General features: G+C 64.5%; 22 protein-coding genes and 1 pseudogene. 14 read left to right on the top strand and 9 right to left on the bottom strand.

The window, feature by feature from the left end; genetic code table 11:
- Positions 1 to 342, top strand: a 342-nt coding sequence (locus AX725_RS11860) for a hypothetical protein (RefSeq protein ID WP_231726914.1), incomplete at its 5' end; no start/stop codon positions are given.
- Positions 343 to 456: 114 nt separating this feature from the next.
- Here AX725_RS11860 and AX725_RS20570 read toward each other — a convergent pair.
- From AX725_RS20570 to AX725_RS21525, 5 genes and pseudogenes are all read right to left on the bottom strand, one after another.
- Positions 457 to 1,302: a hypothetical protein gene (locus AX725_RS20570; RefSeq protein WP_231725685.1), complete on the bottom strand. Its 846-nt coding sequence runs from the start codon at positions 1,300 to 1,302 to the stop codon at positions 457 to 459.
- Positions 1,303 to 1,443: 141 nt separating this feature from the next.
- Positions 1,444 to 1,590: pseudogene (locus AX725_RS21710) on the bottom strand (DUF4236 domain-containing protein); the annotation flags it as partial.
- A 186-nt stretch (positions 1,591 to 1,776) separates the two neighbouring features.
- The gene (locus AX725_RS11850) at positions 1,777 to 5,040 is read right to left on the bottom strand and encodes an error-prone DNA polymerase (protein ID WP_060979611.1); all 3,264 of its coding nucleotides are present in this window, start codon (positions 5,038 to 5,040) and stop codon (positions 1,777 to 1,779) included.
- Positions 5,037 to 6,605, bottom strand: coding sequence for a Y-family DNA polymerase (locus AX725_RS11845; protein ID WP_060979610.1), 1,569 nt, complete (start codon positions 6,603 to 6,605; stop codon positions 5,037 to 5,039). The genes AX725_RS11850 and AX725_RS11845 overlap by 4 nt, the downstream gene beginning before the upstream one ends.
- Positions 6,508 to 7,332 carry an ImuA family protein gene (locus AX725_RS21525; protein WP_060979609.1) on the bottom strand — a complete coding sequence of 275 codons (825 nt, stop codon included), beginning with the start codon at positions 7,330 to 7,332 and terminating at the stop codon, positions 6,508 to 6,510. The genes AX725_RS11845 and AX725_RS21525 overlap by 98 nt, the downstream gene beginning before the upstream one ends.
- Positions 7,333 to 7,474: 142 nt before the next feature.
- Between AX725_RS21525 and AX725_RS11835 the strand changes: the two genes are divergently transcribed.
- A complete protein-coding gene (locus tag AX725_RS11835; RefSeq protein ID WP_060979608.1) occupies positions 7,475 to 8,860 on the top strand; it encodes a 50S ribosomal protein L11 methyltransferase in 1,386 nt (461 codons plus the stop codon).
- Between the two features lie 797 nt (positions 8,861 to 9,657).
- Here the strand turns inward: AX725_RS11835 and AX725_RS11830 are convergent.
- Positions 9,658 to 10,260: an HNH endonuclease gene (locus AX725_RS11830; protein ID WP_023839641.1), complete on the bottom strand. Its 603-nt coding sequence runs from the start codon at positions 10,258 to 10,260 to the stop codon at positions 9,658 to 9,660.
- Positions 10,261 to 10,456: 196 nt separating this feature from the next.
- Here AX725_RS11830 and gluQRS point away from each other — a divergent pair, with 196 nt between their 5' ends.
- The 5 genes from gluQRS to egtD all read left to right on the top strand — a co-directional run bounded on the left by gluQRS (position 10,457) and on the right by egtD (position 14,555).
- Positions 10,457 to 11,320, top strand: a complete 864-nt coding sequence (gene gluQRS, locus AX725_RS11825; RefSeq protein WP_081097001.1) for a tRNA glutamyl-Q(34) synthetase GluQRS — start codon at positions 10,457 to 10,459, stop codon at positions 11,318 to 11,320.
- Entirely contained in the window at positions 11,317 to 11,538 is a 222-nt protein-coding gene (locus tag AX725_RS11820; RefSeq protein ID WP_060977271.1) for a hypothetical protein, read from the top strand. Before gluQRS ends, AX725_RS11820 begins: the two co-directional genes overlap by 4 nt.
- Positions 11,539 to 11,565: 27 nt before the next feature.
- Complete coding sequence (locus AX725_RS11815; protein WP_060977270.1) at positions 11,566 to 12,129, top strand: cob(I)yrinic acid a,c-diamide adenosyltransferase; 564 nt, start codon at positions 11,566 to 11,568, stop codon at positions 12,127 to 12,129.
- Between the two features lie 134 nt (positions 12,130 to 12,263).
- Complete coding sequence (egtB, locus tag AX725_RS11810) at positions 12,264 to 13,541, top strand: ergothioneine biosynthesis protein EgtB (RefSeq protein ID WP_081097000.1); 1,278 nt, start codon at positions 12,264 to 12,266, stop codon at positions 13,539 to 13,541.
- Between the two features lie 21 nt (positions 13,542 to 13,562).
- Positions 13,563 to 14,555 (top strand): L-histidine N(alpha)-methyltransferase, encoded by a 993-nt coding sequence (gene egtD, locus AX725_RS11805; RefSeq protein ID WP_208597814.1) that lies wholly within the window; start codon positions 13,563 to 13,565, stop codon positions 14,553 to 14,555.
- A gap of 13 nt (positions 14,556 to 14,568) precedes the next feature.
- Here egtD and AX725_RS11800 read toward each other — a convergent pair whose 3' ends face one another.
- On the bottom strand, positions 14,569 to 16,002 hold the full coding sequence (locus AX725_RS11800; protein ID WP_060977308.1) for a M20/M25/M40 family metallo-hydrolase: 1,434 nt from the start codon (positions 16,000 to 16,002) through the stop codon (positions 14,569 to 14,571).
- Between the two features lie 91 nt (positions 16,003 to 16,093).
- Between AX725_RS11800 and ispG the strand changes: the two genes are divergently transcribed.
- From ispG to AX725_RS21640, 6 genes are read left to right on the top strand one after another with little or no spacing between them, the layout of a single operon-like run.
- Positions 16,094 to 17,245 carry a flavodoxin-dependent (E)-4-hydroxy-3-methylbut-2-enyl-diphosphate synthase gene (gene ispG, locus AX725_RS11795; RefSeq protein ID WP_060977268.1) on the top strand — a complete coding sequence of 384 codons (1,152 nt, stop codon included), beginning with the start codon at positions 16,094 to 16,096 and terminating at the stop codon, positions 17,243 to 17,245.
- 3 nt (positions 17,246 to 17,248) lie between these two features.
- On the top strand, positions 17,249 to 17,572 hold the full coding sequence (locus AX725_RS11790) for a DMT family transporter (protein ID WP_060977267.1): 324 nt from the start codon (positions 17,249 to 17,251) through the stop codon (positions 17,570 to 17,572).
- Positions 17,573 to 17,583: 11 nt separating this feature from the next.
- Positions 17,584 to 18,063 carry a GNAT family N-acetyltransferase gene (locus AX725_RS11785; RefSeq protein ID WP_060977266.1) on the top strand — a complete coding sequence of 160 codons (480 nt, stop codon included), beginning with the start codon at positions 17,584 to 17,586 and terminating at the stop codon, positions 18,061 to 18,063.
- Between the two features lie 60 nt (positions 18,064 to 18,123).
- Positions 18,124 to 18,366 carry an AbrB/MazE/SpoVT family DNA-binding domain-containing protein gene (locus tag AX725_RS11780; RefSeq protein ID WP_060977265.1) on the top strand — a complete coding sequence of 81 codons (243 nt, stop codon included), beginning with the start codon at positions 18,124 to 18,126 and terminating at the stop codon, positions 18,364 to 18,366.
- Positions 18,363 to 18,743 (top strand): type II toxin-antitoxin system VapC family toxin, encoded by a 381-nt coding sequence (locus AX725_RS11775; RefSeq protein ID WP_060977264.1) that lies wholly within the window; start codon positions 18,363 to 18,365, stop codon positions 18,741 to 18,743. The genes AX725_RS11780 and AX725_RS11775 overlap by 4 nt, the downstream gene beginning before the upstream one ends.
- Before the next feature lie 52 nt (positions 18,744 to 18,795).
- Positions 18,796 to 18,927 carry a hypothetical protein gene (locus tag AX725_RS21640; protein WP_269454099.1) on the top strand — a complete coding sequence of 44 codons (132 nt, stop codon included), beginning with the start codon at positions 18,796 to 18,798 and terminating at the stop codon, positions 18,925 to 18,927.
- On the opposite strand, the gene AX725_RS11770 is transcribed toward AX725_RS21640, so the two are convergent.
- Positions 18,909 to 19,652, bottom strand: a complete 744-nt coding sequence (locus AX725_RS11770) for a ParA family protein (RefSeq protein WP_060977307.1) — start codon at positions 19,650 to 19,652, stop codon at positions 18,909 to 18,911. The genes AX725_RS21640 and AX725_RS11770 overlap by 19 nt on opposite strands.
- Before the next feature lie 13 nt (positions 19,653 to 19,665).
- Positions 19,666 to 20,715, bottom strand: a complete 1,050-nt coding sequence (locus AX725_RS11765) for an alpha/beta fold hydrolase (RefSeq protein WP_060977263.1) — start codon at positions 20,713 to 20,715, stop codon at positions 19,666 to 19,668.
- Between the two features lie 314 nt (positions 20,716 to 21,029).
- Here AX725_RS11765 and AX725_RS11760 point away from each other — a divergent pair.
- Positions 21,030 to 23,268 (top strand): TonB-dependent receptor family protein (locus tag AX725_RS11760; RefSeq protein WP_156458496.1); only part of this gene is annotated, 2,239 nt, incomplete at its 3' end.

Raw genomic sequence — 23,268 nt, 5'->3', positions numbered from 1 at the left:
GGCGAGGTCAATGGGGGAGGTGGGGTGTCTGGCCGTTCAAGCGCTCGACGCACTACGAAAGGCGATACAGGGTTGATGCGGCGTTCGACTGCCCTCATTATTGCACGCATGGCAACCGCTCCTGATCCGAAGCCCGTGCCCCGCGCGCTGATCGAGAAGATCGGCATGCTCTCGCGCGCCCGGCAAAGCGAAGTCGAGGATTTCGTCGACTTCATAGCGATGCGCGACGCGGCCTCAGCCGATGCTGAACGCGAGCTGTCGCGCATGGTCACTGCTGCGAGCAGTCCTGTCTTTGCTACGGTGTGGGACAATCCGGAAGACGACGTTTACGATGCCCTTTGAGCCAGCGGATATCGCCTTCGGCGCTGTCGTTCTGGTTCCTTTCCCGTTCACCGATCAGGCAACATTCAAACGGCGTCCCGCTGTCGTGATCAGTTCGGCGACATTGCAAATCGATCACGTCAACCTTGGCAAATCTTGGCTCTGCGATTGTGACCCATTGGCTGTGGCCAACGCGGCTATCGCTCGTGCAAATGGCGCGGTCACGCCATTCCGTGAAACTTGCAGAAGTTCATTCAGGCCATTGGAACTGGTCAGGTAAATGCTTTCGTACAAACAAACTGGAATCTGAAAATTGTTCGCAAAGCGTCGATCTGGGCCGCCGCTTTTGTTTGGATGCTTCCATGTATGCGCTATGATTTTGGTATCAGAAGGGACCGTACCCTCTTCGATAAAGTGGGATTCTTGAGCGCGAATGGAGAGACTGTCGTAAGCCACTGCTCCGACTTTATCGCGTTCTACAACGAGCAAAAAATCGGGGAGAAAATAGAGCGTTTCTTTCCCGCTCTGGATGGCTGGCGGCGTGATATTGCTCGTGACCACCCGTGGAAGAGAATAGTCGAAAGTGGTGGGGCGTTTGTCCAAAATGTGGCCGGCACCAGCATTCCTCTTCCATGCGTGGATGTCCTGCACAGCCCCGCCGGCATCCACATGCCATTTCCCTACGCATGCCATCAGCGCATCAAAGGAAGAGGTTAGAGCTTCATAAGCCAGGCGCGCGTCGTCATCCAGTTCATACATGAGGACCGATGTTCGCTTAAACGAGTCTAACCACGCGCCAAAAAAGAAGGCCATGCCACAAAAAATCATCCCGATGAGCATTCCTGTCCCACCGCCGACGATTGTGGCAAGGACTGCAAGGGCTCCACTGCCCCAACCCAATGCAGTACGCATAGATGTCGATTTTTGCTTATTATTCAGATCGGATAGGATTTCTGAAAATCGAGCATCTTCCATTTCCATGACATCTCTAGATGATACCCGCACCATCTCGACGCCGGGTTCGGCATATGTTTGAATGTTTGGCGGCGAGGGTCTAACCGATGATGGAATGTTTTTGTGTTTCGTTTTACTTCCAGCCGAAATACTGGAGCGATAATAGAGGCCACCTCGGCCTGCATGAATGTAATGACCACGCGGGCCTGTGCCAATGCGAAGGCCCTTTATTCCCGCAGAGACGCCTATTCCGCTTTTGGATAAATTGAACCGAAACGGACCGGCGCTCACTGATTTCCGTATGTAGAACGGCATTTTCGATTCCCATTAGGTTTGCGCGAAGCATCATTCAAAAAATAAATTTGATCAATCGATGAATATCCTCGAAATGGGGCTTTATCCGTTATTCGAATTGTAAATTTCTGATCTCAGTTTTCTGCTGCAAAATCTAAAAATTGCGGGGCTCGCATGGTCTGTCGCACGCCCCGCCTAATGCCCCCCTCAATGAAAATCCCGCGACTTCGGCAGCACCCTTGCATCCCTCGGATGGCGTGACGGCACCGACCGCACCACCTCGTCCGCGCGCGCAAGCGGCGGGGTTAGCGCACCGTCCCCCCGCGCCTCGGTGAGCGTCGCGAGCAAATCCGTGCGGTCCACTACGCGGCTCGCCATCAAATGCACCACGCCTTCGGGGCTGCGTTGCAGCACGCCTTCGACCTGCATCAGGCGGCTCGCCATCACGGCGCGGCGATAGCGTTCGAACAGGCGGGCCCAGAGGACGACGTTGGTGATCCCCGTCTCGTCCTCGATCGTCACGAAGATCGCGTTGCCCTTGCCGGGGCGCTGGCGGACGAGGACGACGCCGGCGGTGCGCACCCGCGCGCCCGCCTTGGCGTTGGTCGTGTCCTCGCAGCTCAGCACGCCTTCTGCGCGCAGCCGCGCGCGCAGGAACGCCATCGGATGGTCCTTCAGCGACAGGCGCAGCACCTGGTAATCGGTGACGACCTCTTCCGCCGCGGGCATTTGCGGCAGCTGCATGTCGGGCTCCGCGCCCAGCTCGCGCGCCTTGGCCGCGGCGAACAGCGGCAGCTCGGTCGAGGGCGTGCGGCGCACCTCCCACAGCGCCTGCCGCCGCGACAGACCGAGCGATCCGAACGCATCGGCATCGGCGAGCAGGCGCAGCGCGGCGCTGGGCAGGTCGGCGCGCCGGGCGAGCCGCTCGATCGAGACGAAGCGTCCGCCCGCGCGCCGCGCCTGCACCAAAGCCTCGGCCCAGACCTGGCGGAAGCCGTCCATCTGGCGAAAGCCCAGCCGCAGCGCCAGCCGACCCCTTATGTCCCGCTCCAGCCGGTTGTCCCAATGGCTGGCGTTGATGTCGATCGGACGCACCTCGACCTGATGCTCGCGCACGTCGCGCACGATCTGCGCGGGGGCATAAAAGCCCATGGGCTGCGAATTGAGCAGCGCGCAGGCGAAGACCGCCGGGTGGTGGCACTTGATCCAGGACGAGACATAGACCAGCCGCGCAAAGGACAGCGCGTGGCTTTCGGGAAAGCCATAGCTGCCGAAGCCCTCGATCTGCTTGAAGCAGCGCTCGGCAAATTCGGCGGCATAGCCGCGCGCGGTCATCCCCTCGACCAGCTGCTCACGGAAATTGTGCATCGTGCCGACATTGCGGAAGGTCGCCATCGCGCGGCGCAGCTGGTTGGCCTCCGATGGCGTGAAATCCGCAGCGACGATCGCAAGCTTCATCGCCTGTTCCTGGAACAGGGGCACGCCATAGGTCTGGCCGAGCAGGTTCTTGAGCTCGTCCGGGTCGTGCGGCGGGGCGGGCGAGGGGTATTCGACCGGCTCGATCCCCGAACGGCGGCGCAGATAGGGGTGGACCATGTCGCCCTCGATCGGCCCGGGGCGGACGATCGCGACCTGGACGGTGAGGTCATAGAGGCAGCGGGGGCGAAGGCGCGGCAGCATGTTCATCTGCGCGCGGCTTTCCACCTGGAACACGCCGATGCTGTCGCCCCGGCAGAGCATGTCATAGACCTCAGGGTCATCGGCATCGAGATCGACGGTGAGGTCATGCTCGCCCAGGCCATGCTCGCGCATCAGCGCGAACGCCTTGCGGATGCAGGTGAGCATGCCCAGCGCCAGCACATCGACCTTCATCAGGCCCAAGGCGTCGATATCGTCCTTGTCCCATTCGATGAAGGTGCGGTCCTCCATCGCGGCATTGTGGATCGGCACGGTCTCGTCGAGCCGGTCCTCGGTCAGCACGAAGCCGCCGACATGCTGCGACAGGTGGCGCGGGAAGTGCAGGATCTGGTCGACCAGATCGCGCAGGCGCACGATATCGGGATTGCCGGGATCGAACCCGGCTTCCTCGTAACGCTTTTCCGCCATCGAGGACGAGAAGCTGCCCCAGATGGTGCTGGAAAGCCGCGCGGTCACATCCTCCGAAAAGCCGAGCACCTTGCCGACCTCGCGCACCGCGCTGCGCGGGCGATAGTGGATCACCGTGGCGGCGATGCCGGCGCGGTGGCGGCCATAGCGCTGGTAGATATATTGCATCACCTCCTCGCGCCGCTCGTGCTCGAAATCGACGTCGATATCGGGCGGCTCGGCGCGCTCTTCGGAAACGAAGCGCGAGAACAAGAGGTCGTGCGTCACCGGATCGACCGAGGTGACGCCGAGCAGGAAGCAGACGATCGAGTTGGCGGCTGAGCCGCGCCCCTGGCACAAGATCGGCGGCTCTCGGCTGCGGGCGAAGCGCACCAGATCGTGCACGGTGAGGAAATAGCAGGCGTAGCGCTGTTTCGCGATGAGGGTGAATTCCTCGTCGAGCAGGTCGCGGACCTTTTTGGGCAGCACCGCGCCATAACGTTCGTGCGCGGCTTGCGTGACCATATGCTCGAGCCAGGCCTGCGCCTCCCAGCCCTCCGGCACGGGTTCGAGCGGATATTGATAGCGCAGGTCGTCGAGCGTGAAGCTCACCCGTTCCATCAGGCGCAGCGTCTGGTCGATCGCATCGGGGCAGTCGGCGAACAGCCGCGCCATTTCGTCCGCCGGCTTGATATGCCGCTCGGCATTGGCTTCGAGCAGCCGCCCGGCCTCGGCGATGGTCGTGCCCGCCTGGATGCAGGTCAGCACATCGTGCAGCGGGCGCTGCGCCGGTTCGGCATAAAGCGCATCGTTGGTGGCGATCAGGGGAGTGCCAGTGTTCTCGGCGAGCCGCATCAGCCGGGCGAGGCGGCGGCGGTCCGCCCCCCGGCGCGGCATCGTGGCACCGATCCACACGCACCCCGGCGCGGCCTCATTGAGCGTGCCGAGCAGCGGCGCATCGCCGGGCGCGGCCATCACGATCAGCAGCAGATCGTCGCAGAACTCGATCAGATCGGGCAGGCGCAGCACGCAATCGCCCTTGGCCGCGCGCAGGTTGCCGGTGGTGAGCAGCCGCGTCAGCCGCCCCCAGCCGTGGCGCGTCGCGGGATAGGCGATGATGTCGGGGGTCTCGTCGGCGAACACCAGCCGCGCGCCGACCAGCAGGCGCAGCGCGGGCGGCGGCGCATCGATCTCCGCCGCTGCCTTGTGCGCATCGCGCAGCGCCATATGCGCGCGCACCACGCCCGCGACGCTGTTGCGATCGGCGATGCCGATCCCCGCGAGCCCCAGTTCGAGCGCGCGCGCGACCATGTCCGCCGGGTGCGAGGCGCCGCGCAGGAACGAATAGTTTGTCGCGCAGACCAGCTCGGCAAAACCGGCGGTCACGCAAATAACCCGTGGACATACCAGCGCGGATCGGGCCGTTCGCTGTCATACAGGCCGTGGCGGAATATCCAGAAGCGCCGCCCGCGCGCGTCCTCGATCCGGTAATAATCGCGCGTCAGCCCGCTCCTGCCCGGCGCATGCTTCCACCAGGGCGCAGCGATCCGCTCGGGCCCCTCGAAGCGCACGACATGATGCTGCTGGCGCTTCCAGCGGAAGCGGTGCGGCGGGCCATCGGGCACCTCGGCGATCACCTCGATCGGCTGGGGCGGATCGAACAGATGGATCGGGCGGCTCGGCGGCTCGCCCGGCTCCGGCGCTTCCCAGGGTTCGGGCGCGGGCAGATCGACCGCGGGCAGGGTCAGCGCCGCCTGTTCCGGCACATGCGTGTCGCGCGGCTGGAACCGGCGGATCGCGCCGCGCCCGAGCCGGCTGCTCAGCCGGTCGATCAGTGCGGCAAACGCCTCCTCGCTCACCGCACCGCCTTCCAGCTGCAATTGCGAGGGTGCCATCGGCTCGATGCGCGGCACGATCAGCCGGATCATGTCGAAACCGAAGCCCGGATCGATCGGGTCGGACAAAGCATCGAGCCGCTCGTGCAGCAGCCGCATCAGCACCTCGCCGTCGCGCATCGGCAGGCTGGTCTCGGCGGCCAGATCGAAGGTGCGGCCATCGCTGCGATAGAAGCGCGCGGCGAAATGGCGCCCGCCCATGCCGCGCTGCTCGAGTGCCTCGGCGGCTTGATCCGCAAGCTCGGAAAGCGCCGCCATTGCCGCCTCGGTGCGCGCGATCGGTTCGGCAAAGCGCGTCTCGAAACGCAGCGCGGGCGGGCTGCGGCGCGGGACGATGCGGCTGTCAGCGCTGCCCAGCAAGCGGTCGAGGCGCTCGACCAGTTCCTCGCCGAAGCGCGCGGCGAGCGGCGCGCTGGGCCGCATCGCAAGATCGCCGATGGTCTTGAGGCCGGCGCGGATCAGCGCGGTCTGCACCTCCTCCTCGATGCGCAGCGCCGCGACTGGCAAGCGGCGCAGCACGACATCGCCGTCCTCGGGCCGCGCGAAGCTCAATCCCGGCGCGAACCGGGCAAGCGCCTGTGCCGCTTCGGGCGTATCGCCGCACCCGCTGCGGACATGGTCGGAAAAGCGCGCCAGGCTGTCCTCGGCGGCGGCGACCAGCGCAGCTTCCCCGCCGAACAGATGCGTGCAGCCGGTGATGTCGAGCACCAGCATGTCGGGCGGGTCGGTGGCGACCAGCGGCGTGAAGCGGTCGCAATGATCGGCCAGCCGCTCGAGCCACGACAAGTCGGCCAGCGGATCGTGTGGCTCGACGCGGAGTTGCGGCACCTGCGCGCGCGCATCGGCCAGCATCATGCCGGGGATGAGGCCCTGGGCATGCGCTTCCGGACATATCGCGGCGATGCGCATCGCACCGCGCACCTTTTCGACCAGCACCAAAGGCGCGGAATCATCGACGCTATCCGGTGCGTTGCAGCCCGATCGCGCGCGCCGGTCGACCGGCAGAAAGGGGAAGAACAGCGCCAGATAGCGCCGCTGCGCCTCCGGTTCCGGCACCGCCGACGGGCGGGGCCTCTGCAAGACAGGCTTGTTCACGGTTCCACTCCACGCGCCACGCGCCGCCCGCCGGGCGTCCGCGCTGGCGCAACAGTTCGATCGCCCAGGCGGGATAGCCGGGCGCATTGGCCTCCATCGGCAGCGAGGGCGCGGCGTTCACCTGCCATCGGGTCTGCGCCGCGCTGGGCGCAGGCGTGGCGGCGATGCGCAGCGCGATCACGGTGACGCCCGAGGCTTCGGCGGCGAGCGCCAGCCTGCGGCTTGCGGTCAGGTCGAACGCGCGGGGGTTCCGCCACAGCTCGACCACCGCCACGCCGACATCGCCGCAACGGGTGACATCGGCCGCGGCGCGCAGCACCGCCAGCGCATCGGGCAGCGTGCCCAGGATGACTTGCGCCGGGGCCAGGCCGATCTCGACCAGCCCCGGCGCGTGCAATTGTCCGCCCCGCCGTTCCGCCTCGCCCTCGCGCAGCCAGACCAGGGTGCCTCCGAGTCTCAGCGCTAGCGCCGCTGTAAATCCGGTCGCACACCCGGCATCGTCCGCCTCGAAAGCAAAGATTTCATGCAGCCGCGCGCGCATCAGCCCGCCGCCCAGCGCCGCATCGATTCCCGCATGCCCGGTGCGCGCCAGCCCCGCCGGTTCGCCTGCAGGTTCGCTCGCGCAGCCGCGTTCCAGCCCGGCAATACGGGCTTTCAGGGACTCGAGGGAATCGCGGACGCTAGACATATGTTCTTATTATGTTCCATTTTGCGGAACGTCAAATGCCTCTGCGGCGGGCCGCGATGCCAATTCGGGACCGGTGACGCTTTGTTAACCCTTCGCGTTAATAGTCTGTTGAACTGAGTTAACGCCCATTGGGGGGAACAGCATGACCGATACCGCACCCGACGTCGCTTTGGCCCGCGCGCTGCTGCACGAGGCGATGGAACTTCAGGCAGCGGGCAATCTGGCGGCTGCCGAAGAGCGCTACCGCCTGGTCATCGACCATGATTACCGCACCGCCGAAGTCCTGCCGATCCTCGCTGGCATCCTGGGCCTGCGCGGCGCGAACGAAGAAGCGCTCGAGCTGTGGGATACCTTGCTCGCGATCGATCCCGACCATGCCGTCGCGCATCATGAAAAGGGGCTGATCTACAGCCGCACCGGCCGTCCCGACCTTGCCATCACCGCGATGCAGGCGGCCTGTGCTGCCGATCCCGCCAACCCGGTCGCGGCCAACAATCTTGCGGTCATGCTCTCCGATGCCGGGCGCAAGATCGAGGCGCTCGACCAGTTTCGCCGCGCCCAGGCGCTGCAGCCGGGCAACATCCATATCGAACACCAGATCCGCCGCCTCTCGGCCGAGATGGTGCCCTTCTGGCATATCCCGATGCTCAACGACGTGCGACGCAACGACGCGTTCGAGGCCGCGATCATCGCTGCGCTGGCCCAAACCGGCCCGGATGCGCGCGTGCTCGATATCGGCACCGGCAGCGGCCTGCTATCGATGATGGCCGCGCGCGCCGGGGCGCAATCGGTCACCGCGTGCGAGATGGTGCCGATCATCGCCGACATGGCGCGGCAGATCATCGCGGATAACGGCTATTCGGACCGCATCACCGTCCATACCGCGCCCTCGACCGAACTCAAGGTCGGCGAGCATCTGGACGAGCGCGCGGACATCCTGGTCTCCGAAATCCTCTCCTCCGATCTGCTTACCGAGCATGTCATCGACACGTTCGAGGATGCGCATGCGCGGCTGCTCAAGCCCGACGCCATCGTCATCCCGCGCGCCGCCTCGGCCATCGGCTGTCTGGTCGAAAGCCAGGTGCTCGCGGATTACGTGTTCGTCGATCAGGTCTCGGGCTTCGACATCTCGCGCTTCGGCGCGCTCGCCTCGCCCAAGCTGCCGATTCACGGCACGATGACCGACTGGAAGCGCCTGTCCGACGATGTCGAACTGGTGCATATCGACCTCACCCGCACCCAGCACCAGAGCGACCTGCACCTGTTGCAGATCAACGTGCTGGAAGACGGCATCGCCACCGGCATCGTCCAGTGGATGCATGTCGACCTCGCCGAAGGCATCAGCTTCGACAACCATCCCGACGGCTATACCGATGGCGGCTGGCTGCAGGTGCTGCACAATTTCCCCGAACCTATCGCCGTGCGCGCAGGCGACGTGCTTAACGTTGCCGTGGGCCATGACCGCGTGACCCTGATCGTGCGCCCGCTGGAAGTGATTGCGGTGGCCGAGCAGGTGAAGGTGGCATAACGAACAACCGCTGCTCTCTCCCCTTGAGGGGAGAGAAACGAAGGCTTGGCAGCTTGTCTGCCTAGCCGCAGTTGAGAGGGGCCAACGGTTCGCGCAGCCCCCCTCCCAAACCCTCCCCCCTGAAGGGGAGAGGGCTTTCCATTTCCTGATCGCCTCCCCCAAGACTCCCCTCCCTGAAAGGGAGGGGCAGGGGGTGGGTCAGCAACGGCTTCGATGGCGCACATACGGCGCGCTGACGCGCGCACCCACCCCTAACCCCTCCCTTACAGGGAGGGGAACGCGCGTTGTTGGGCCGTCACCGATTACCTAACCCTGAAGGCGCGAGGCCATTCCAATGCCTTAACCACCCCCGCTCATCCTGAGCAGCGGGCGCAGCCCGCGAAGTCGAAGGACCCGCGCCCACGCTGGCCGTATAGCGGGGCCTTCGACAAGCTCAGGCTGAGCGGAGGGGGGCGCTTATGTTATCAAACCTACAAAACGGTGGTCCCAGATAACTGCCCAATTGCCGTACTGAAAGCTGCTTGCTAAACTGCTCGGATGAAACTGAAACAAACAATAATGTGGCTGGCTGCAACTCTGGCTCTATTCTTCGGTTGCTGCCTGGTCATGTTTTTCGGTCATGGGCTCTTGTCAGCATCGGAATGGCTGACGTTTAGCTTCCTCGCTATTTGGGGACTAAGCGCCTTGGCATGGCCATGGTTTTTGATCAGAACGCTAATTCAAGGCAGACGGGCGTGGGCGGATAATCGCCAGTTCCGTCAGGCTGCCCGGTAGGCACCCGAGCGGCACAAAGCCCCTCAAGCCTCCAGCTCGACATCCCAGTACAGCCAGTCGTGCCAGCTCTCATGCAGGTAGTTCGGCGGAAACGCTCTCCCGCGTTCCTGCAATTGCCAGCTGGTCGGGCGGATCGGTTGGACCATCAGGCGCATGTTCGCTTGCGCCGGGGTGCGGCCGCCCTTGCGCATGTTGCAGGGCGCGCAGGCGGTGGCGACATTCTGCCAGGTGGTCTTGCCGCCCAGGCGGCGCGGGACGACATGGTCGAAGGTGAGGTTGTGTGGCGATCCGCAATATTGGCAGTGGAAGCGGTCGCGCAGGAACAGGTTGAAGCGGGTGAAGGCGGGATATTCGGACGGCTTCACATATTGCTTGAGCGCGATGACCGACGGGATTTTCATCTGGATCGTCGGAGAGTGCACCTCGCGCTCATAGGTCTCGATGACATCGACCCGGTCGAGGAAGATGGCCTTGATCGCGGTCTGCCACGGCCAGAGGCTCAAGGGATAATAGCTCAAGGGCGTATAATCGGCGTTCAACACGAGGGCGGGGCAACTGTCCGGATGCCGGCCTATGTCCGGCTGCGGATCGCGTACCGCCCGTTCGATCAAGTCGGGATGAAACATGGTCGGCTCAAACCTTCTCCCATTCGTCCGCTGAAGTTCCTATAGACCCAAGTGCGTGACAGCCCCGTGACAATATTGAATGTGTTCGATTTACGGTTAATCAGCATGACCGCGCGGCCAAGGTCAAGGGGGCGATCCCACAATATATGGTGATAAGTCCGCACATTGCACCCAAGGCAAAGGGCCGCGCGCGATGATGCGCACCCGCTTTGCGCCCAGCCCGAACGGCGCGCTACATCTAGGCCATGCTTATGCGGCGTGCCAAGCCCACGACCTGGCCCGGCAACTCGGTGGCGCCTTCCTGCTGCGCATCGAGGATATCGACGGCGTACGCTCGCGGCCTGAGCTGGTCGAGGCGATCTTCGACGATCTGCGCTGGCTGGGGCTGGACTGGGACGGGGAGGTGCTGTTCCAGTCGTCGCGGCTCGCCGCCTATGATGCTGCGCTGGCCGAGCTCAAGGCGCGTGACCTCGTCTATCCCTGTTTCTGCACGCGCAGCCAGATCGCGGCGGCAGGCGCGCAGCCGGGGCCGGAGGGGCTGGTCTATCCCGGCACCTGTCGCGCGCTGTCCGATGACGAGCGCGCCGAGCGTATGGCGAGCGAACCGCATGCCTGGCGGCTCGACGTTGCCAAGGCGCTCGTGCACACTGGCGCGCTGGTCTGGCACGACATGGCCGCCGGAGAACAAGCCGCACAGCCCGAGCTGTTCGGCGATGTCGTGCTCGCGCGTAAGGATGCGCCTGCCAGCTATCATCTCGCGGTGACATTGGACGATGCGCACCAGCAGATCAGCCATGTCGTGCGCGGGCGCGACCTGTTCCTCGCGACGCATGTCCACCGGCTGCTCCAGGCGCTGCTCGGTCTGCCGGTGCCGCTCTATCGCCACCACCGGCTGCTCGCCGGACCGGACGGGCGGAAACTGGCGAAAAGCGAGGGCGCCGCCGCGCTGGCCGCCTTGCGCGAACAGGGGGTGGATGGCCCCGCCTTGCTGGAAAATTTGCGCCAAGGCGCTCTTCCGTCTGGCATTTCCTGGGCAGAGCCCTCATATAGTGTGCCATGAACGTCATCATCATCCTCGCGATTGTCGCGCTGGCAATCATGGTTCTGGTCAGCCTCGTGCGCGGCCTTGTCGCCTTCATCCAGATGACCGAGGAAGACCTCAAAAACCCCGGGGTCGGCCGCAGCCATCAGATGCAGAACAAGATGATGTTCGCGCGCGTCAAATATCAGGCGATGGCGATTGCCGCGGTCGCCGTGCTGCTGCTGGTCAACCGCTGAGCCTCAGGGCGGCGGGGGCGCACAACGATGGTCAAGCTCAACAAGATCTACACGCGCACGGGCGATGACGGCACGTCAGGCCTGGTCGATGGCTCGCGCATTCCCAAGCATTCGGCGCGCATGGCGGCGATCGGCGATGTCGACGAACTGAACAGCGCGCTGGGCCTTGCGGTGGTCGCGCTGGGCGAGAGCGAATTCGCCGCCGATCTGGTGCGCGTACAGAACGACCTGTTCGATCTCGGCGCCGATATCGCGACGCCGGGCGAGGATTTCACCCCGTCCGAAATGGTGCTGCGCATCGTGCCCAGCCAGGTCAAATGGCTTGAGGACCGCATCGATGCGGTCAATGACAGCCTTCCGCCGCTCACCAGCTTCATCCTGCCCGGCGGCAGCCCCGCTGCGGCTGCGGTGCATCTCGCCCGCGCCATCGCCCGCCGCGCCGAACGGACCCTGGTGGCGGCATCGCACGAGGGATCGATCAACCCGCAAGCGCGTATCTATGTGAACCGGCTGTCGGACTTTCTGTTCGTCCTCGCCCGCCGGATCAACAATGGCAACGACCCGCTCTGGGTGCCGGGGGCTTCGCGATAGAGCTTTGCCGCGCCCGTGTATTGGACGGGTGATTAGAGTATCGTCACCCCCGCGAAGGCGGGGGTCCCGCTTTTGGCTTCGGACAGGATAGCGGGATTCTGCGCTTTCGCGGGAATGACGGACAAGGGGGTAGAATGACGACCACCAGCGCACCGGCAATCACCGCCTTCGATGCAAGTCGCCACGACGACCTCGCCCACCGCTTCACCCAGGTCCGCACCCTCACGCGCGATCTCGTAGCGCCGTTGTCCGATGCCGATGCCACCGTCCAGTCGATGGACGATGCCTCGCCTTCCAAATGGCATCTCGCGCATACCAGCTGGTTCTTCGAAACCTTCGTGCTGCGCGATCATGTGCCCGGCTACGAAGCCTTCGACGCCAACTACGCGTTCCTGTTCAACAGCTATTACGAGGCCGAAGGCGCGCGCCATGCGCGGCCCCGGCGCGGCATGCTGACCCGGCCGTCGCTCGACGAGATCCGCGCCTATCGCGCGCATGTCGATGCTGCGGTGCAGGCGGCGCTGCCAGGCCTGAGTAACGATGCGCTCGATCTGGTCGAACTGGGGTTGAACCACGAGCAGCAGCACCAGGAGCTCTTGCTGACCGATATCCTGCATCTGTTCGCGCAGAACCCGCTGCATCCGGCGGTCTGGCCTGCGGTGCCGCTCGGCTCGGTCGAGGCTGCGCCGCTCGCATGGATCGAGGGCCCGACCGGGCAGGTCGAGATCGGCCATGCGGGCAAGGGCTTCGCGTTCGACTGCGAAGGCCCGCGCCATGCGGTGCTGCTCACCCCCTATGCGCTCGCCAGCCGACCGGTGAACAATGCCGAATGGGCCGCGTTCATCGCCGATGGTGGGTACAGTGACCCGCGCCACTGGCTGTCCGACGGCTGGACCTGGGTGAAGGCCGAGGGCATCATTGCGCCGCTCTACTGGCAGCAGGATGACGATGGCGGCTGGATGCAGTTCGGGCTCGATGGCTTGCGCGCACTCGACCCCGCTGCGCCGGTCACGCATATCAGCCTGTACGAGGCCGATGCTTATGCCAGCTGGGCAGGCGCGCGACTGCCGACCGAGCAGGAATGGGAGGCGGTTGCGACGATGCACGATGCTTCCTCGGGCAACCAGCTCGACCGCGCCGGACCCGTGCGACCGCGTGCCGATGCGGCGGCCTCGATGTTCGGCAATGTCTGGCAATGGACGGGCAGCGCCTATCGCCCCTATCCCGGCTTCAAGGCCGCAGAGGGCGCGGTCGGCGAATATAACGGCAAGTTCATGTCCGGCCAGTTCGTGCTGCGCGGATCGAGCTGTGCAACTCCGCGCGGTTCCGTGCGTCCCAGTTATCGCAACTTCTTCTATCCCCATCAGCGCTGGCAGTTCACCGGTCTCAGGCTCGCCAAGGACCTGAACTGACCCCGCGCAGGAGACATGTCCTTGGCTACCCTGATCGACTCGCCCGAAGCCCAGACCGCCGCCGCATCGGGTGAGGCCGATCCCGCCTTCCGCGCCGATGTGCTCACCTGTTTCCGCGACACCCGCCGCGCGATCCCGGCGCGCTGGTTCTATGACAAGACCGGCTCCGAACTGTTCGAGGCGATCACCGACCTTCCCGAATATTACCCGACCCGCACCGAAACCGCGCTGCTTGAGCGCTATTGCGGCGAGGTGGCGCAGCAGGGCGGGGCAGGGCGCACCGTAGTCGAATTCGGCTCGGGCTCCTCGGTCAAGACCCCGCATCTGCTGCGCGCGGTGCAGGGCAGGCACTATGTGCCGATCGACATTTCGGGCGAATTCCTGCGCGAATCCGCCGCCGCGCTCGCGCACGATTTTCCCGGGCTGAGTGTTCATCCGCTCGAAGGCGATTTCATGCGACCGCTGAAATTGCCCGAGGCTGTCGCGGATGAACCCAAGCTCGGCTTCTTCCCCGGCTCGACCATCGGCAATATGGTCGCGCGCAGCTCGCTCGACCTGCTGCGCTCGATGCGCGAGACGCTGGGCGTCGGATCGCTGCTGTTGATCGGCATGGACCGCATCAAGTCGCCCGATATCCTCATCCCCGCTTATGACGATGCGCAGGGGGTGACTGCGCGGTTCAACCTCAATCTGCTCCACCGCATCAACCGCGAGCTCGAAGGCACCATTCCCGTTGATCGCTTCCGCCATGTCGCGCGCTGGAACGACAGTTATGCGCGGATCGAGATGCATCTCGAGGCGCAGGAGGACCTGAACTTCACCGTGCTGGGTGAACGCTTTGCGATGCACAAGGGCGAGACCATCCACACCGAAAACAGCCACAAATACGGCCCGCGCGACGCGCGGCTGCTGCTGCGCGCCGGCGGCTGGACGGTGCGGCACGAATGGACCGATCCGGACGACTGGTTCGCGCTGATACTAGCCGAAGCCAAGCCGTTCCAGACCGCGCCCTGAGGCGTGGCGGGGATCAGCCCGCCAGCTTCTTCATCACCAGATACCAGTGGTCGAGGCCCTTGTAGAAATCCTCGACGCGGATGCGTTCGTTGAGGCCGTGCGCAAAGATATCCGCGCTGCGCATCGCGGCATTGCCGATGCCCACGGTGTTCATGCCCAGCGCACGATAGTGCATGCCATCGGTACCGCCCGACGACAGTTCGGGCACGATCGGCAGGCCAGGATAGCGCGCATCGAGACTGGCCATGATCGCCGCGCGCACTTCGGGGGTCAGCGTGGATTCGGGGCTTTCGACCACGCTGGTCATCAGCTTGAACTTGACATTGTCATTGCCGATCGCCTTGGCAAGCGCGGCCTGAGTGGCTGCCGCGCCGCCCTCGCCGGGCATGATCCGGCAATTGACCGTTGCGGTCGCCGATTGCGGCAGCGCGTTTTCTGCATGGCCGCCGCGCAGCATGGTCGCAACGCAGGTGGTGCGCATCTGGGTCGATATGCCCGGATCGGAAAGCAGCTTGACGCGCGGTTCGGGGGCTTCGGGATTGGCGGCAAAGGCCTGCATCGCCTGGCCCATCTCGCCCGGCGTCAACTTGCCCATCGCGCCGAAATAGCTGCGCACCAGCGGGCTTGCATTGACCGGGAACTGATAGGCCTGGATCTTGCCGAGCGCCTGGGCAAGCTCGTAGATCGCATTGTCGGCGCGTGGGCGCGAACTATGGCCGCCCGGATTGGTGACGGTGAGCTCGAACGTCGCAAAGGTCTTCTCGCCCGCCTGGACCTGGTACATGACCGGCTTGAAATCCTCGGTCATCGCCACGCCGCCGGCATCGCCGTTGAGCACCAGTGCGGGCTTGATCGTTTCCGCCACCATCTTCGCCTGCGCGCGGGTGGAGATCATGCCGGTCTCCTCGTCGCCTGAAAAGACGAGATACAGGTCGCGCTTGGGCGCCCAGCCTTCCTTTTTCAGCCGGATGAAATTGTGCGCCAGCGTCGCGACGCCGTATTTGTTGTCGAGCGAGCCGCGACCGAAGAAATAGCCGTTTTCCTCCACCAGCTTGAACGGAGGGCGCTCCCAGTCTTCGGGCAGCGCCTCGACCACGTCCATATGGCCCAGGAACACGATCGGCCCGGCCTTGGGCTTGCCCTTGGCGGCATAGCGCACCACCAGCCCCTGGGTCGGTTCGCCGTCGCTGTCATAATCGGTGATCGTGATGTCGCTTTCGGCAAAGCCGGCCTTGAGCAGTTGTGCCTTGAGATAGCCGGTCATCACGCCCATCTGCCTGTGGCCGCGCGCGGTGCGGATGCCGACGACATCGCTGTAGAGCTGGCGCGCGGCAAGCTCGTTGGGCGTGCGCTGCGGGGCCGGGGCTTGCGCCAGCGCGGGCAGGCTCGTCGCAGTCGCAACAGCGGCCAGGCCGGTGGCCAGCGCCAGTTTCATCACGGTTTTCATGGTATTCGGCGTTCCCTTTTCTATCACCCGCACATCTCGCCAAAGCCGGTCGAAGCGACTATAGCGTTCGCATACTCTTGGAGAACAATTCATGTCGGCCCACAACCCCTCTTTGCGACCCTGGCGCGATATCGATCGGCGCAAGTGCCGCCAGATCATGGTCGGCAAGGTGCCGGTGGGTGGCGATGCACCGGTCAGCGTGCAGACGATGACCAACACGCTGACCTCCGACGCGAAGGCGACAATCGACCAGATTCGCCGCTGCGAGGAGGCCGGGGTCGATATCATCCGCGTCTCTTGCCCCGATGTCGAATCCACCGCTGCGATGAAGCAGATCGTTCGCGCCTCGCGCGTGCCGATCGTCGCGGACATCCATTTCCACTACAAGCGCGCGCTCGAAGCGGCGGACGCGGGCGCGGCCTGCCTGCGCATCAATCCGGGCAATATCGGCTCGTCAGAGCGCGTGCGCGAGGTGGTCAATGCTGCCAAGGCCAATGGCTGCGCCATCCGCATCGGGGTGAATGCCGGAAGCCTCGAGAAGGACCTGCTCGAAAAATATGGCGAGCCGTGCCCCGAGGCGCTGGTCGAAAGCGCGCTCGATCATATCAAGCTGCTGCAGGACCATGATTTCCACGAGTTCAAGGTCGCGGTGAAGGCGAGCGACGTGTTTCTCGCGGTTGCGGCGTACCAGCAGCTCGCCGATGCGGTCGATTGCCCGCTGCACCTCGGCATTACCGAAGCGGGCGGGCTGATCGGCGGCACGGTCAAGAGCGCAATCGGCATCGGCAACCTGCTCTGGGCGGGCATCGGCGATACCATCCGCGTCTCGCTCTCCGCCGAGCCGGAAGAAGAGGTGCGCGTCGGTTTCGAGATCCTGAAATCGCTCGGCATCCGCACCCGCGGCGTTCGCATCGTCAGCTGCCCGAGCTGTGCGCGCCAGGGCTTCGACGTGATCCGTACGGTGCAGAAGCTGGAGGAACGGCTGCAGCACATCAACACGCCGCTGTCGCTCTCGGTGCTCGGCTGCGTCGTCAACGGCCCAGGCGAAGCGCGCGAGACGGACATTGGTCTCACCGGCGGCGGCAAGGGCAAGCATATGGTGTACCTGTCGGGCATTACCGACCATACGGTCGAGGACGAGGACATGGTCGATCATATCGTCCGCCTGGTCGAGGCCAAGGCCGCAGAGATCGAGGCCGAAGCAAGCGACGCAGGCAATGCCGAGCCGGTCGCCGCGGAATAGTTCATGGGACCATGGCTGACTCTGGTTGCAGCCGGCCTGTTCGAGGTCGGCTTCACCACCTGTCTGCGTTATGCGGACGGGTTCCGTAACATGGCCTGGACCGCGGGCTTCATCGTCTGCGTGATCCTGAGCTTCACGCTGCTCGACAAGGCGGCCAAGACCATTCCGCTGGGAACCGCCTATGCCGTATGGGTCGGCATAGGCGCCGTCGGGACGCTGGCGGTTGGAGTGGCCACGGGCGATGAAACTCTTGGCCTGGTCCGGCTGGCGCTGGTCATCGGGCTGATAGGCTGCGTGATCGGCCTGAAATTTGCCGGACAGCATTAGGAACACGAATAATGACTGTAAAAATTCGGCCGGCAGTGCCCGGCGATGAGGCTGCCATCCTCAGCATGGTCATCGCGCTCGCGGTGTACGAGCGCGAGCCCGATGCGGTGAAGGCGACCGAGGAGTCGTTGCGTGCAACCCTGTTCGGCGACAACCCGCAGGTGTTTGCGCATATCGCCGAACTCGACGGAGCGCCGGTGGGGCTGGCGCTCTGGTTCCTCACCTATTCGACCTGGACCGGTGCGCCCTCGCTCTATCTCGAGGATCTGTTCGTGGCCGAAGCCGCGCGTGGAACCGGCACCGGGCGCGCGCTGCTGACGGCGCTGGCGCGAGAGGCGAAGGCGCTTGGATGCGCGCGGATGGATTGGGCGGTGCTCGACTGGAACGAGAAGGCCAGGGCATTCTACACCCATATCGGCGCGCATCATTCGAAAGGCTGGGAGCCCTGGCGGATCGAGGGCGACGCGCTAGAGCGACTGGCGGCGGGCTGACCGCGGGTTGGTTGAGTCGCCTTGGGTCCTGTGGTAGTTTTAGGTCCCAAGGAGGCGAGCATGACCTATTCGGCCAAGATCATCAAGGGCGGCAAGATCGTCATCCCGGCGGAACTGCGCCGAGAACTAGGTTTTGTTGATGGCGACCGGCTGGTGCTCGAACGTGAAGGCGAGGCGCTCGTAGTCAAGAGTCACTCGCAGGTGATCCGCGAGTTGCAGCAAGCATTCAAGGCTGCCATGAAGGAGCCGTTTACCGTCGATGATTTCCTGGCGGAACGGCGCGCAGAAGCTGCCCGCGAATGACGGTCGTCCTTGATGCATCTGCATTGCTTGCGGTGCTTCTGGTCGAACCTGGCCGCGAGAATGTCGAGCCTCACCTGATGGATGCGGTCATTTCGACGGTCAATCTCAGCGAGGTCTTTGCGCGTGCTTTGAAGGCCGGGGTTTCCTCCGATGATGCTCAATGGATAATTGAAGGTTTTGGCCTGATGACAATCTCCTTCAGCGCTGAACATGCGATCGAAACTGCTCTGCTGCTGCCTGTCACCCGCCATCTTGGCCTTTCGCTGGGCGATCGCGCCTGCCTGGCGCTGGCGCGGCGCGAAGGACTGCCCGCGCTCACCGCCGACCGTCAGTGGGAAGGCCTGGATGTCGGCGTCGAGATCCGCCTGATCCGCTGAAACGCGCTGCCGCTTTAACGCGATATTAGCAATCGGGGCGCATCCTTTGCTCATGCGCAAAGCCATCGCCATCGCCGCCCGTCCTTCGCAGACCGATACCGCCTGGCTTGCTGTGCTGCGCTTCGTGCTTGTTTCGGGTTGTGCGGGCGCGCTCATCCTGGCGCGCTATCCGCTGCCTTTCTGACTGGCGAGCTTGCGCTCGATCCCCTGCCACAGCTTGGCATAGGCCTGCGCCGCGGGGCTTTTCGCGTCGAATGCGCCCACCGGCAGCCGTTCTTCGGCCATTCGCTCGACCGCGCTCGCCATCGGGATGACCGGCCAGTCGGGATAGGCTTCGAGCGCCTGCTTGTGCAGCGCGCGCCTGCGATCGACCATCACGAACACCGGCAGCATCGGCGCGTGGCGTCCTGACTTGCCGTCGAGATAATTCTGCACCTCGGCAAAGGCACGCTGCGACAGCGGCGAGGGGATGATCGGCACGATCACCAGATCGGCCGCGCGCAGCACCTGATCCGAGGTTTCGCTGAGGCCCGGCGGGCAATCGAGCACGATGCGGTCATAATGCTTGCCCAGCCCGTCGATCAGCTTCTTGAGGCGCTTGGCCTTGCCGATCTCGAACAGCATCCGGTCGAGCCCGCGCAGCGAATGGTCGGCGGCGAGAAGGTCTAGCCCAGGAATCCGCGAAGGGCGAACCAGCTTTTCGGGCGAGACGTCGCGCGCGAAGATCGATCGCGCCTCGTCCTTCACCGCGTGATCGTCGCCGATCAGATGGCTCGCCGCGCCCTGCGGGTCCAGGTCCCACAACAGCGTCCGGCGCGAGGAGAGGACCGCAGAGCACCAGGCCAGATTGACCGCACTGGTCGTCTTGCCCACGCCGCCCTTCAGATTGTAGACGGCTACGCTGTGCATCCGGTCCCCCATTTCAGCCCTCCTGTTGCGCTGCCTCACTGATGGCTGGCACCTTGGCAACAGGCGCTGCGGCTGGGCTAGCGCTGGATTGTGTCGCGGGTGTTGCAGTGCGATTGAGCCCGGTCTTTTCCAGCCAGGCGCGCAGATCGGCGACGGTGCGCTTCGGGTCCTCCTCCATCGGGATATGGCCCAGATCGTCATAGGTGACGAGCGTGTCGTTGGGCAGCTGCCGCGCGAACCAGGTGGCGTTCGCCAGCGGAATCAGCATGTCCTTCTTCCCCCACACGATCAGCGAGGGCATGGTCAGGCCCGCAAACTCGACCGCATCGGCCGGCTTGCGCGGGAAATCGCCCCGCGCGACGGTCGCCTCGCGATTGCCGGGATGGCGCAGCAGCTTCCAGTAGAGATCGACCATTTCGGGCGTCACCTTGCTGGGATCGCCCACGCTCTGCTTGAGGCTCTGTTCGATGATGCTGCGCGGCGTGAAGATCTTCATGATGGGCCGCACCGCCGCGCTTTGTGCCAGGCGAAAGCCGATCGGGATCTTCGTCGGCTTCGCCTCGGGCGCTCCCGAACTGTCGACCAGTACCAGCCCGGCGACCCGCTGCGGGTATTTGAGCGCGATGTTCCAGGCGACCCAGCCGCCCATCGAGTTGCCCGCGACGACATAGCGGTTGATGCCGAGCGCGTTCATCACTTCGGCCCCGGTGTCGCGGAACGCCTCGGTGCTGTAATCGCCCTTGATCTGCGCGCCGGTCAGGCCATGGCCGGGCTGATCGTAGCGCACGACGCGATAGTCCTTCTTCAGGTCATCGACCCAGCCCTGCCAGGTGTGCAGCGAGGCGTTCGAGCCATGGATCAGCAGGATGGCGGGCGCATCGCGCGGGCCTTCATCGCGGACATGCACGCTCTGGCCATTGGGCAGTTCGATGAAGCGCGACGGCGGCCTGCCATATTGGGCTTGCAACTCGCTCGGCTCGATATCGGGTGCATAGCCCCAGATGCCGAGCCCGACGATCGCCAAGACCAGCAGAATGAACAGCCATTTCAGGAATTTGAGCATCCCGCTTACGTCTCCACCTTTGGCGGCCCGGATAGGCCCTTATGGTTCTGCAAGCGCGTTACTGCACCGCTGCGGCCTGCCCGCAAGCAAAAACCCGCGCGCGCCGACATCCCGTTGCGCGGCGTTGTTGCAGATTTGTCACGCAGTACGAAAATGCACCGTATGAGCAATTGCATATTGCGGGTGATAACGCCTCGCATTAAGCGCCTCGGCAAGGCGCGGCTGCGACCGTCATGCTGTCTGTGGAGATGTTTGAAATGGTATTGCCCGAAAGCTGGCGCTGGTCCGCTGGAGCAGGCTTGGCAGCGCTGGTCATGGCAAGTATGCCAAGCACTGCCTTTGCTGGATCGGGTAATGCGACCATTGCAGACGGTGGCGCAGCTGCAGCTGGCGCCGCTGCCGCCAATGCGGTTGCGGAAGCCGAGGCTCCGGGCGGTTCGCGCACCGATATTGTCGTCGTCGGCGATGCCATCAAGGCGGACGAAATCGCCGGATCATCCGCGATCGTCACCGATGTCGACCTCAAGCGTTCGCGCGTGTTCAACGTCAATGACGCGCTTCGCCAGGTCGCCGGGCTGTTTCCGCGCGACGAGGAAGGCGCGGGCGCGCGTCCCAATATCGGCATTCGCGGGCTCAACCCGATCCGTTCGACCAAGGTGCTGCTGCTCGAGGACGGCGTTCCCCTGGGTTTTGCGCCTTATGGCGACAATGCCGCCTATTATCACCCGCCGATCGAGCGTTTCACCGCTGTCGAGGTGCTCAAGGGCGCCGCGCAGATCCGCTTTGGCCCGCAGACGATCGGCGGCGCGGTCAACTATATCACGCCGACGGCGCCCGACGATCTGTCGGCGCGCTTTACCGGCAGCCTTGGCAATCGCGATACGCTCAACCTCGACGCGATGGTCGGCGGACCGGCGCTGGGCGGCAAGCTGCTGCTGCACGTCAACCACAAGCGCACCGATGGCAATCGCGACAACCAGGCACTGCGCTTCACCGACATCTTCCTGAAGGGCGAGTGGGAACTCGGGCCCGACCATGGCATCACGCTCAAGGTCTCGCGCTTCGAGGAAGACAGCCAGGTCAGCTATTCTGGTCTGACCCGCGCCGAATTCGCTGCCGATCCGCGCGGCAACGTGTTCGTCAACGACGATTTCCAGACCGAGCGCTGGAACGCGACACTGGCGCATCGGTGGTCGATCTCGGAAGCCGCGACGCTGCGCACCACGGCCTATTATCACTATTTCACGCGTGACTGGTGGCGCCAGTCGTCGAACAGCGGCCAGCGCCCGAACGATTCGAGCGACCCGGCCTGTGGAGGTCTCGCCAATCTGCTGACGACCTGCGGCAACGAAGGCCGTCTGCGCGATTATGATACCTATGGCATCGAAAGCCGCCTGGAACTCGATCATGCCGCGCTCGGCTTCGGCGGATCGACCGAGATCGGCATCCGCTATCACGAGGAGCGCCAGCGTCGCCGCCAGTGGAATGGCGATACGCCCAATGCCCGCACGCCGGGCACCGGCGTCAACGCGGGTGTTCGCGAGAATAACGAGCGCGATGCGACGGCCTTTTCGGCCTTTATCCAGTCGCGGCTGGAATTCGGCAAGTTTGCGATCATTCCCGGCCTTCGCGGCGAGTTCATCGATTTCGAGCGGCGTAACCTGCCGATCTCGGTGCTGGCAGGAGGACGCCCGACCGGTGCGGTGACCGCTCCCACCGCCGCTTCGCAAAGCCTTGACAAGCTGCTCCCCGGAATTGGTGCGACCTGGGAAATCGCACCCGATGTGACGCTTTATGGGGGCGTCCATCGCGGCTTCGCTCCGCCGCGCGTCGAGGACATCATCACTGCGGCAGGCGGCACGGTCGATCTCGATCCGGAGCTCAGCTGGAACTGGGAAGCCGGTGTACGTGGCAATATCGTCAAGGGCGTGCGCGGCGATGCGACGTTCTTCGTCATGGAGTTCGACAATCAGATCGTCGCGCAATCGGTGGCGGGCGGGGTCGGTGCGACGCTGACCTCTGCCGGGCGCACGTTGCACCGGGGCGGTGAGCTGTCGCTGTCGCTCTCCTCGCGCGAGGCGGGGTGGACGGGAGCGGACACCGATGTGTTCGCGCGCATGGCTGCGACCTGGGTCGCCAATGCCCGCTACAAGAGCACGCGCATCGCCACCGCGCCCTGTTTCGACGGCGCGACCACCGGCACGCCGGTGCTTACCGGCAACGGCCCGGTGCCTTGCGGTGTCGCGCGCAATATCGAGGGCAACCGGCTGCCCTATGCGCCCGAGTGGCTGTTCAACGCAGCGGTCGGCATCGAGCATCGCGGCTTTACCGGCCAGGTCGAACTGGTCAGCCAGTCTTCGATGTTTGCCGACGACGTCAACCTGATCCCGGTGACGCCCGATGGCCAGCGCGGCCGCATCAACGGCTGGACCCAGGTGAATGCCGCCGTGTCCTACGGTCCGCCCCAGGGCAATTGGGAGGTGTTCCTCTCGGCACGCAACCTGTTCGACCGGCTGTACATTGTCGACCGCGCGCGCGGCGTGCTGCCCGGCC

Origin of the sequence: Blastomonas sp. CCH9-A1 (assembly GCF_001557175.1) — a bacterium.
Taxonomy (GTDB): domain Bacteria; phylum Pseudomonadota; class Alphaproteobacteria; order Sphingomonadales; family Sphingomonadaceae; genus Blastomonas; species Blastomonas delafieldii_A.
The sequence above is the reverse complement of the archived record's forward strand: the minus strand, read 5'-3'. Positions and strand labels throughout refer to the sequence as shown.

Bases quoted from the DNA above. Each gene is read 5' to 3' on its own strand.
- AX725_RS11790 (WP_060977267.1), top strand. From the start codon at position 17,249: ATGGGACCATGGCTGACTCTGGTTGCAGCCGGCCTGTTCGAGGTCGGC.
- AX725_RS11780 (WP_060977265.1), top strand. From the start codon at position 18,124: ATGACCTATTCGGCCAAGATCATCAAGGGCGGCAAGATCGTCATCCCG.
- AX725_RS11830 (WP_023839641.1), bottom strand. From the start codon at position 10,260: ATGTTTCATCCCGACTTGATCGAACGGGCGGTACGCGATCCGCAGCCG.
- AX725_RS20570 (WP_231725685.1), bottom strand. From the start codon at position 1,302: ATGGAAATGGAAGATGCTCGATTTTCAGAAATCCTATCCGATCTGAAT.
- AX725_RS11785 (WP_060977266.1), top strand. From the start codon at position 17,584: ATGACTGTAAAAATTCGGCCGGCAGTGCCCGGCGATGAGGCTGCCATC.
- gluQRS (WP_081097001.1), top strand. From the start codon at position 10,457: ATGCGCACCCGCTTTGCGCCCAGCCCGAACGGCGCGCTACATCTAGGC.
- AX725_RS11775 (WP_060977264.1), top strand. From the start codon at position 18,363: ATGACGGTCGTCCTTGATGCATCTGCATTGCTTGCGGTGCTTCTGGTC.
- AX725_RS11770 (WP_060977307.1), bottom strand. From the start codon at position 19,652: ATGCACAGCGTAGCCGTCTACAATCTGAAGGGCGGCGTGGGCAAGACG.
- AX725_RS11820 (WP_060977271.1), top strand. From the start codon at position 11,317: ATGAACGTCATCATCATCCTCGCGATTGTCGCGCTGGCAATCATGGTT.
- egtB (WP_081097000.1), top strand. From the start codon at position 12,264: ATGACGACCACCAGCGCACCGGCAATCACCGCCTTCGATGCAAGTCGC.
- AX725_RS11800 (WP_060977308.1), bottom strand. From the start codon at position 16,002: ATGAAAACCGTGATGAAACTGGCGCTGGCCACCGGCCTGGCCGCTGTT.
- AX725_RS11835 (WP_060979608.1), top strand. From the start codon at position 7,475: ATGACCGATACCGCACCCGACGTCGCTTTGGCCCGCGCGCTGCTGCAC.
- AX725_RS21640 (WP_269454099.1), top strand. From the start codon at position 18,796: ATGCGCAAAGCCATCGCCATCGCCGCCCGTCCTTCGCAGACCGATACC.
- AX725_RS11765 (WP_060977263.1), bottom strand. From the start codon at position 20,715: ATGCTCAAATTCCTGAAATGGCTGTTCATTCTGCTGGTCTTGGCGATC.
- ispG (WP_060977268.1), top strand. From the start codon at position 16,094: ATGTCGGCCCACAACCCCTCTTTGCGACCCTGGCGCGATATCGATCGG.
- AX725_RS11815 (WP_060977270.1), top strand. From the start codon at position 11,566: ATGGTCAAGCTCAACAAGATCTACACGCGCACGGGCGATGACGGCACG.
- AX725_RS21525 (WP_060979609.1), bottom strand. From the start codon at position 7,332: ATGTCTAGCGTCCGCGATTCCCTCGAGTCCCTGAAAGCCCGTATTGCC.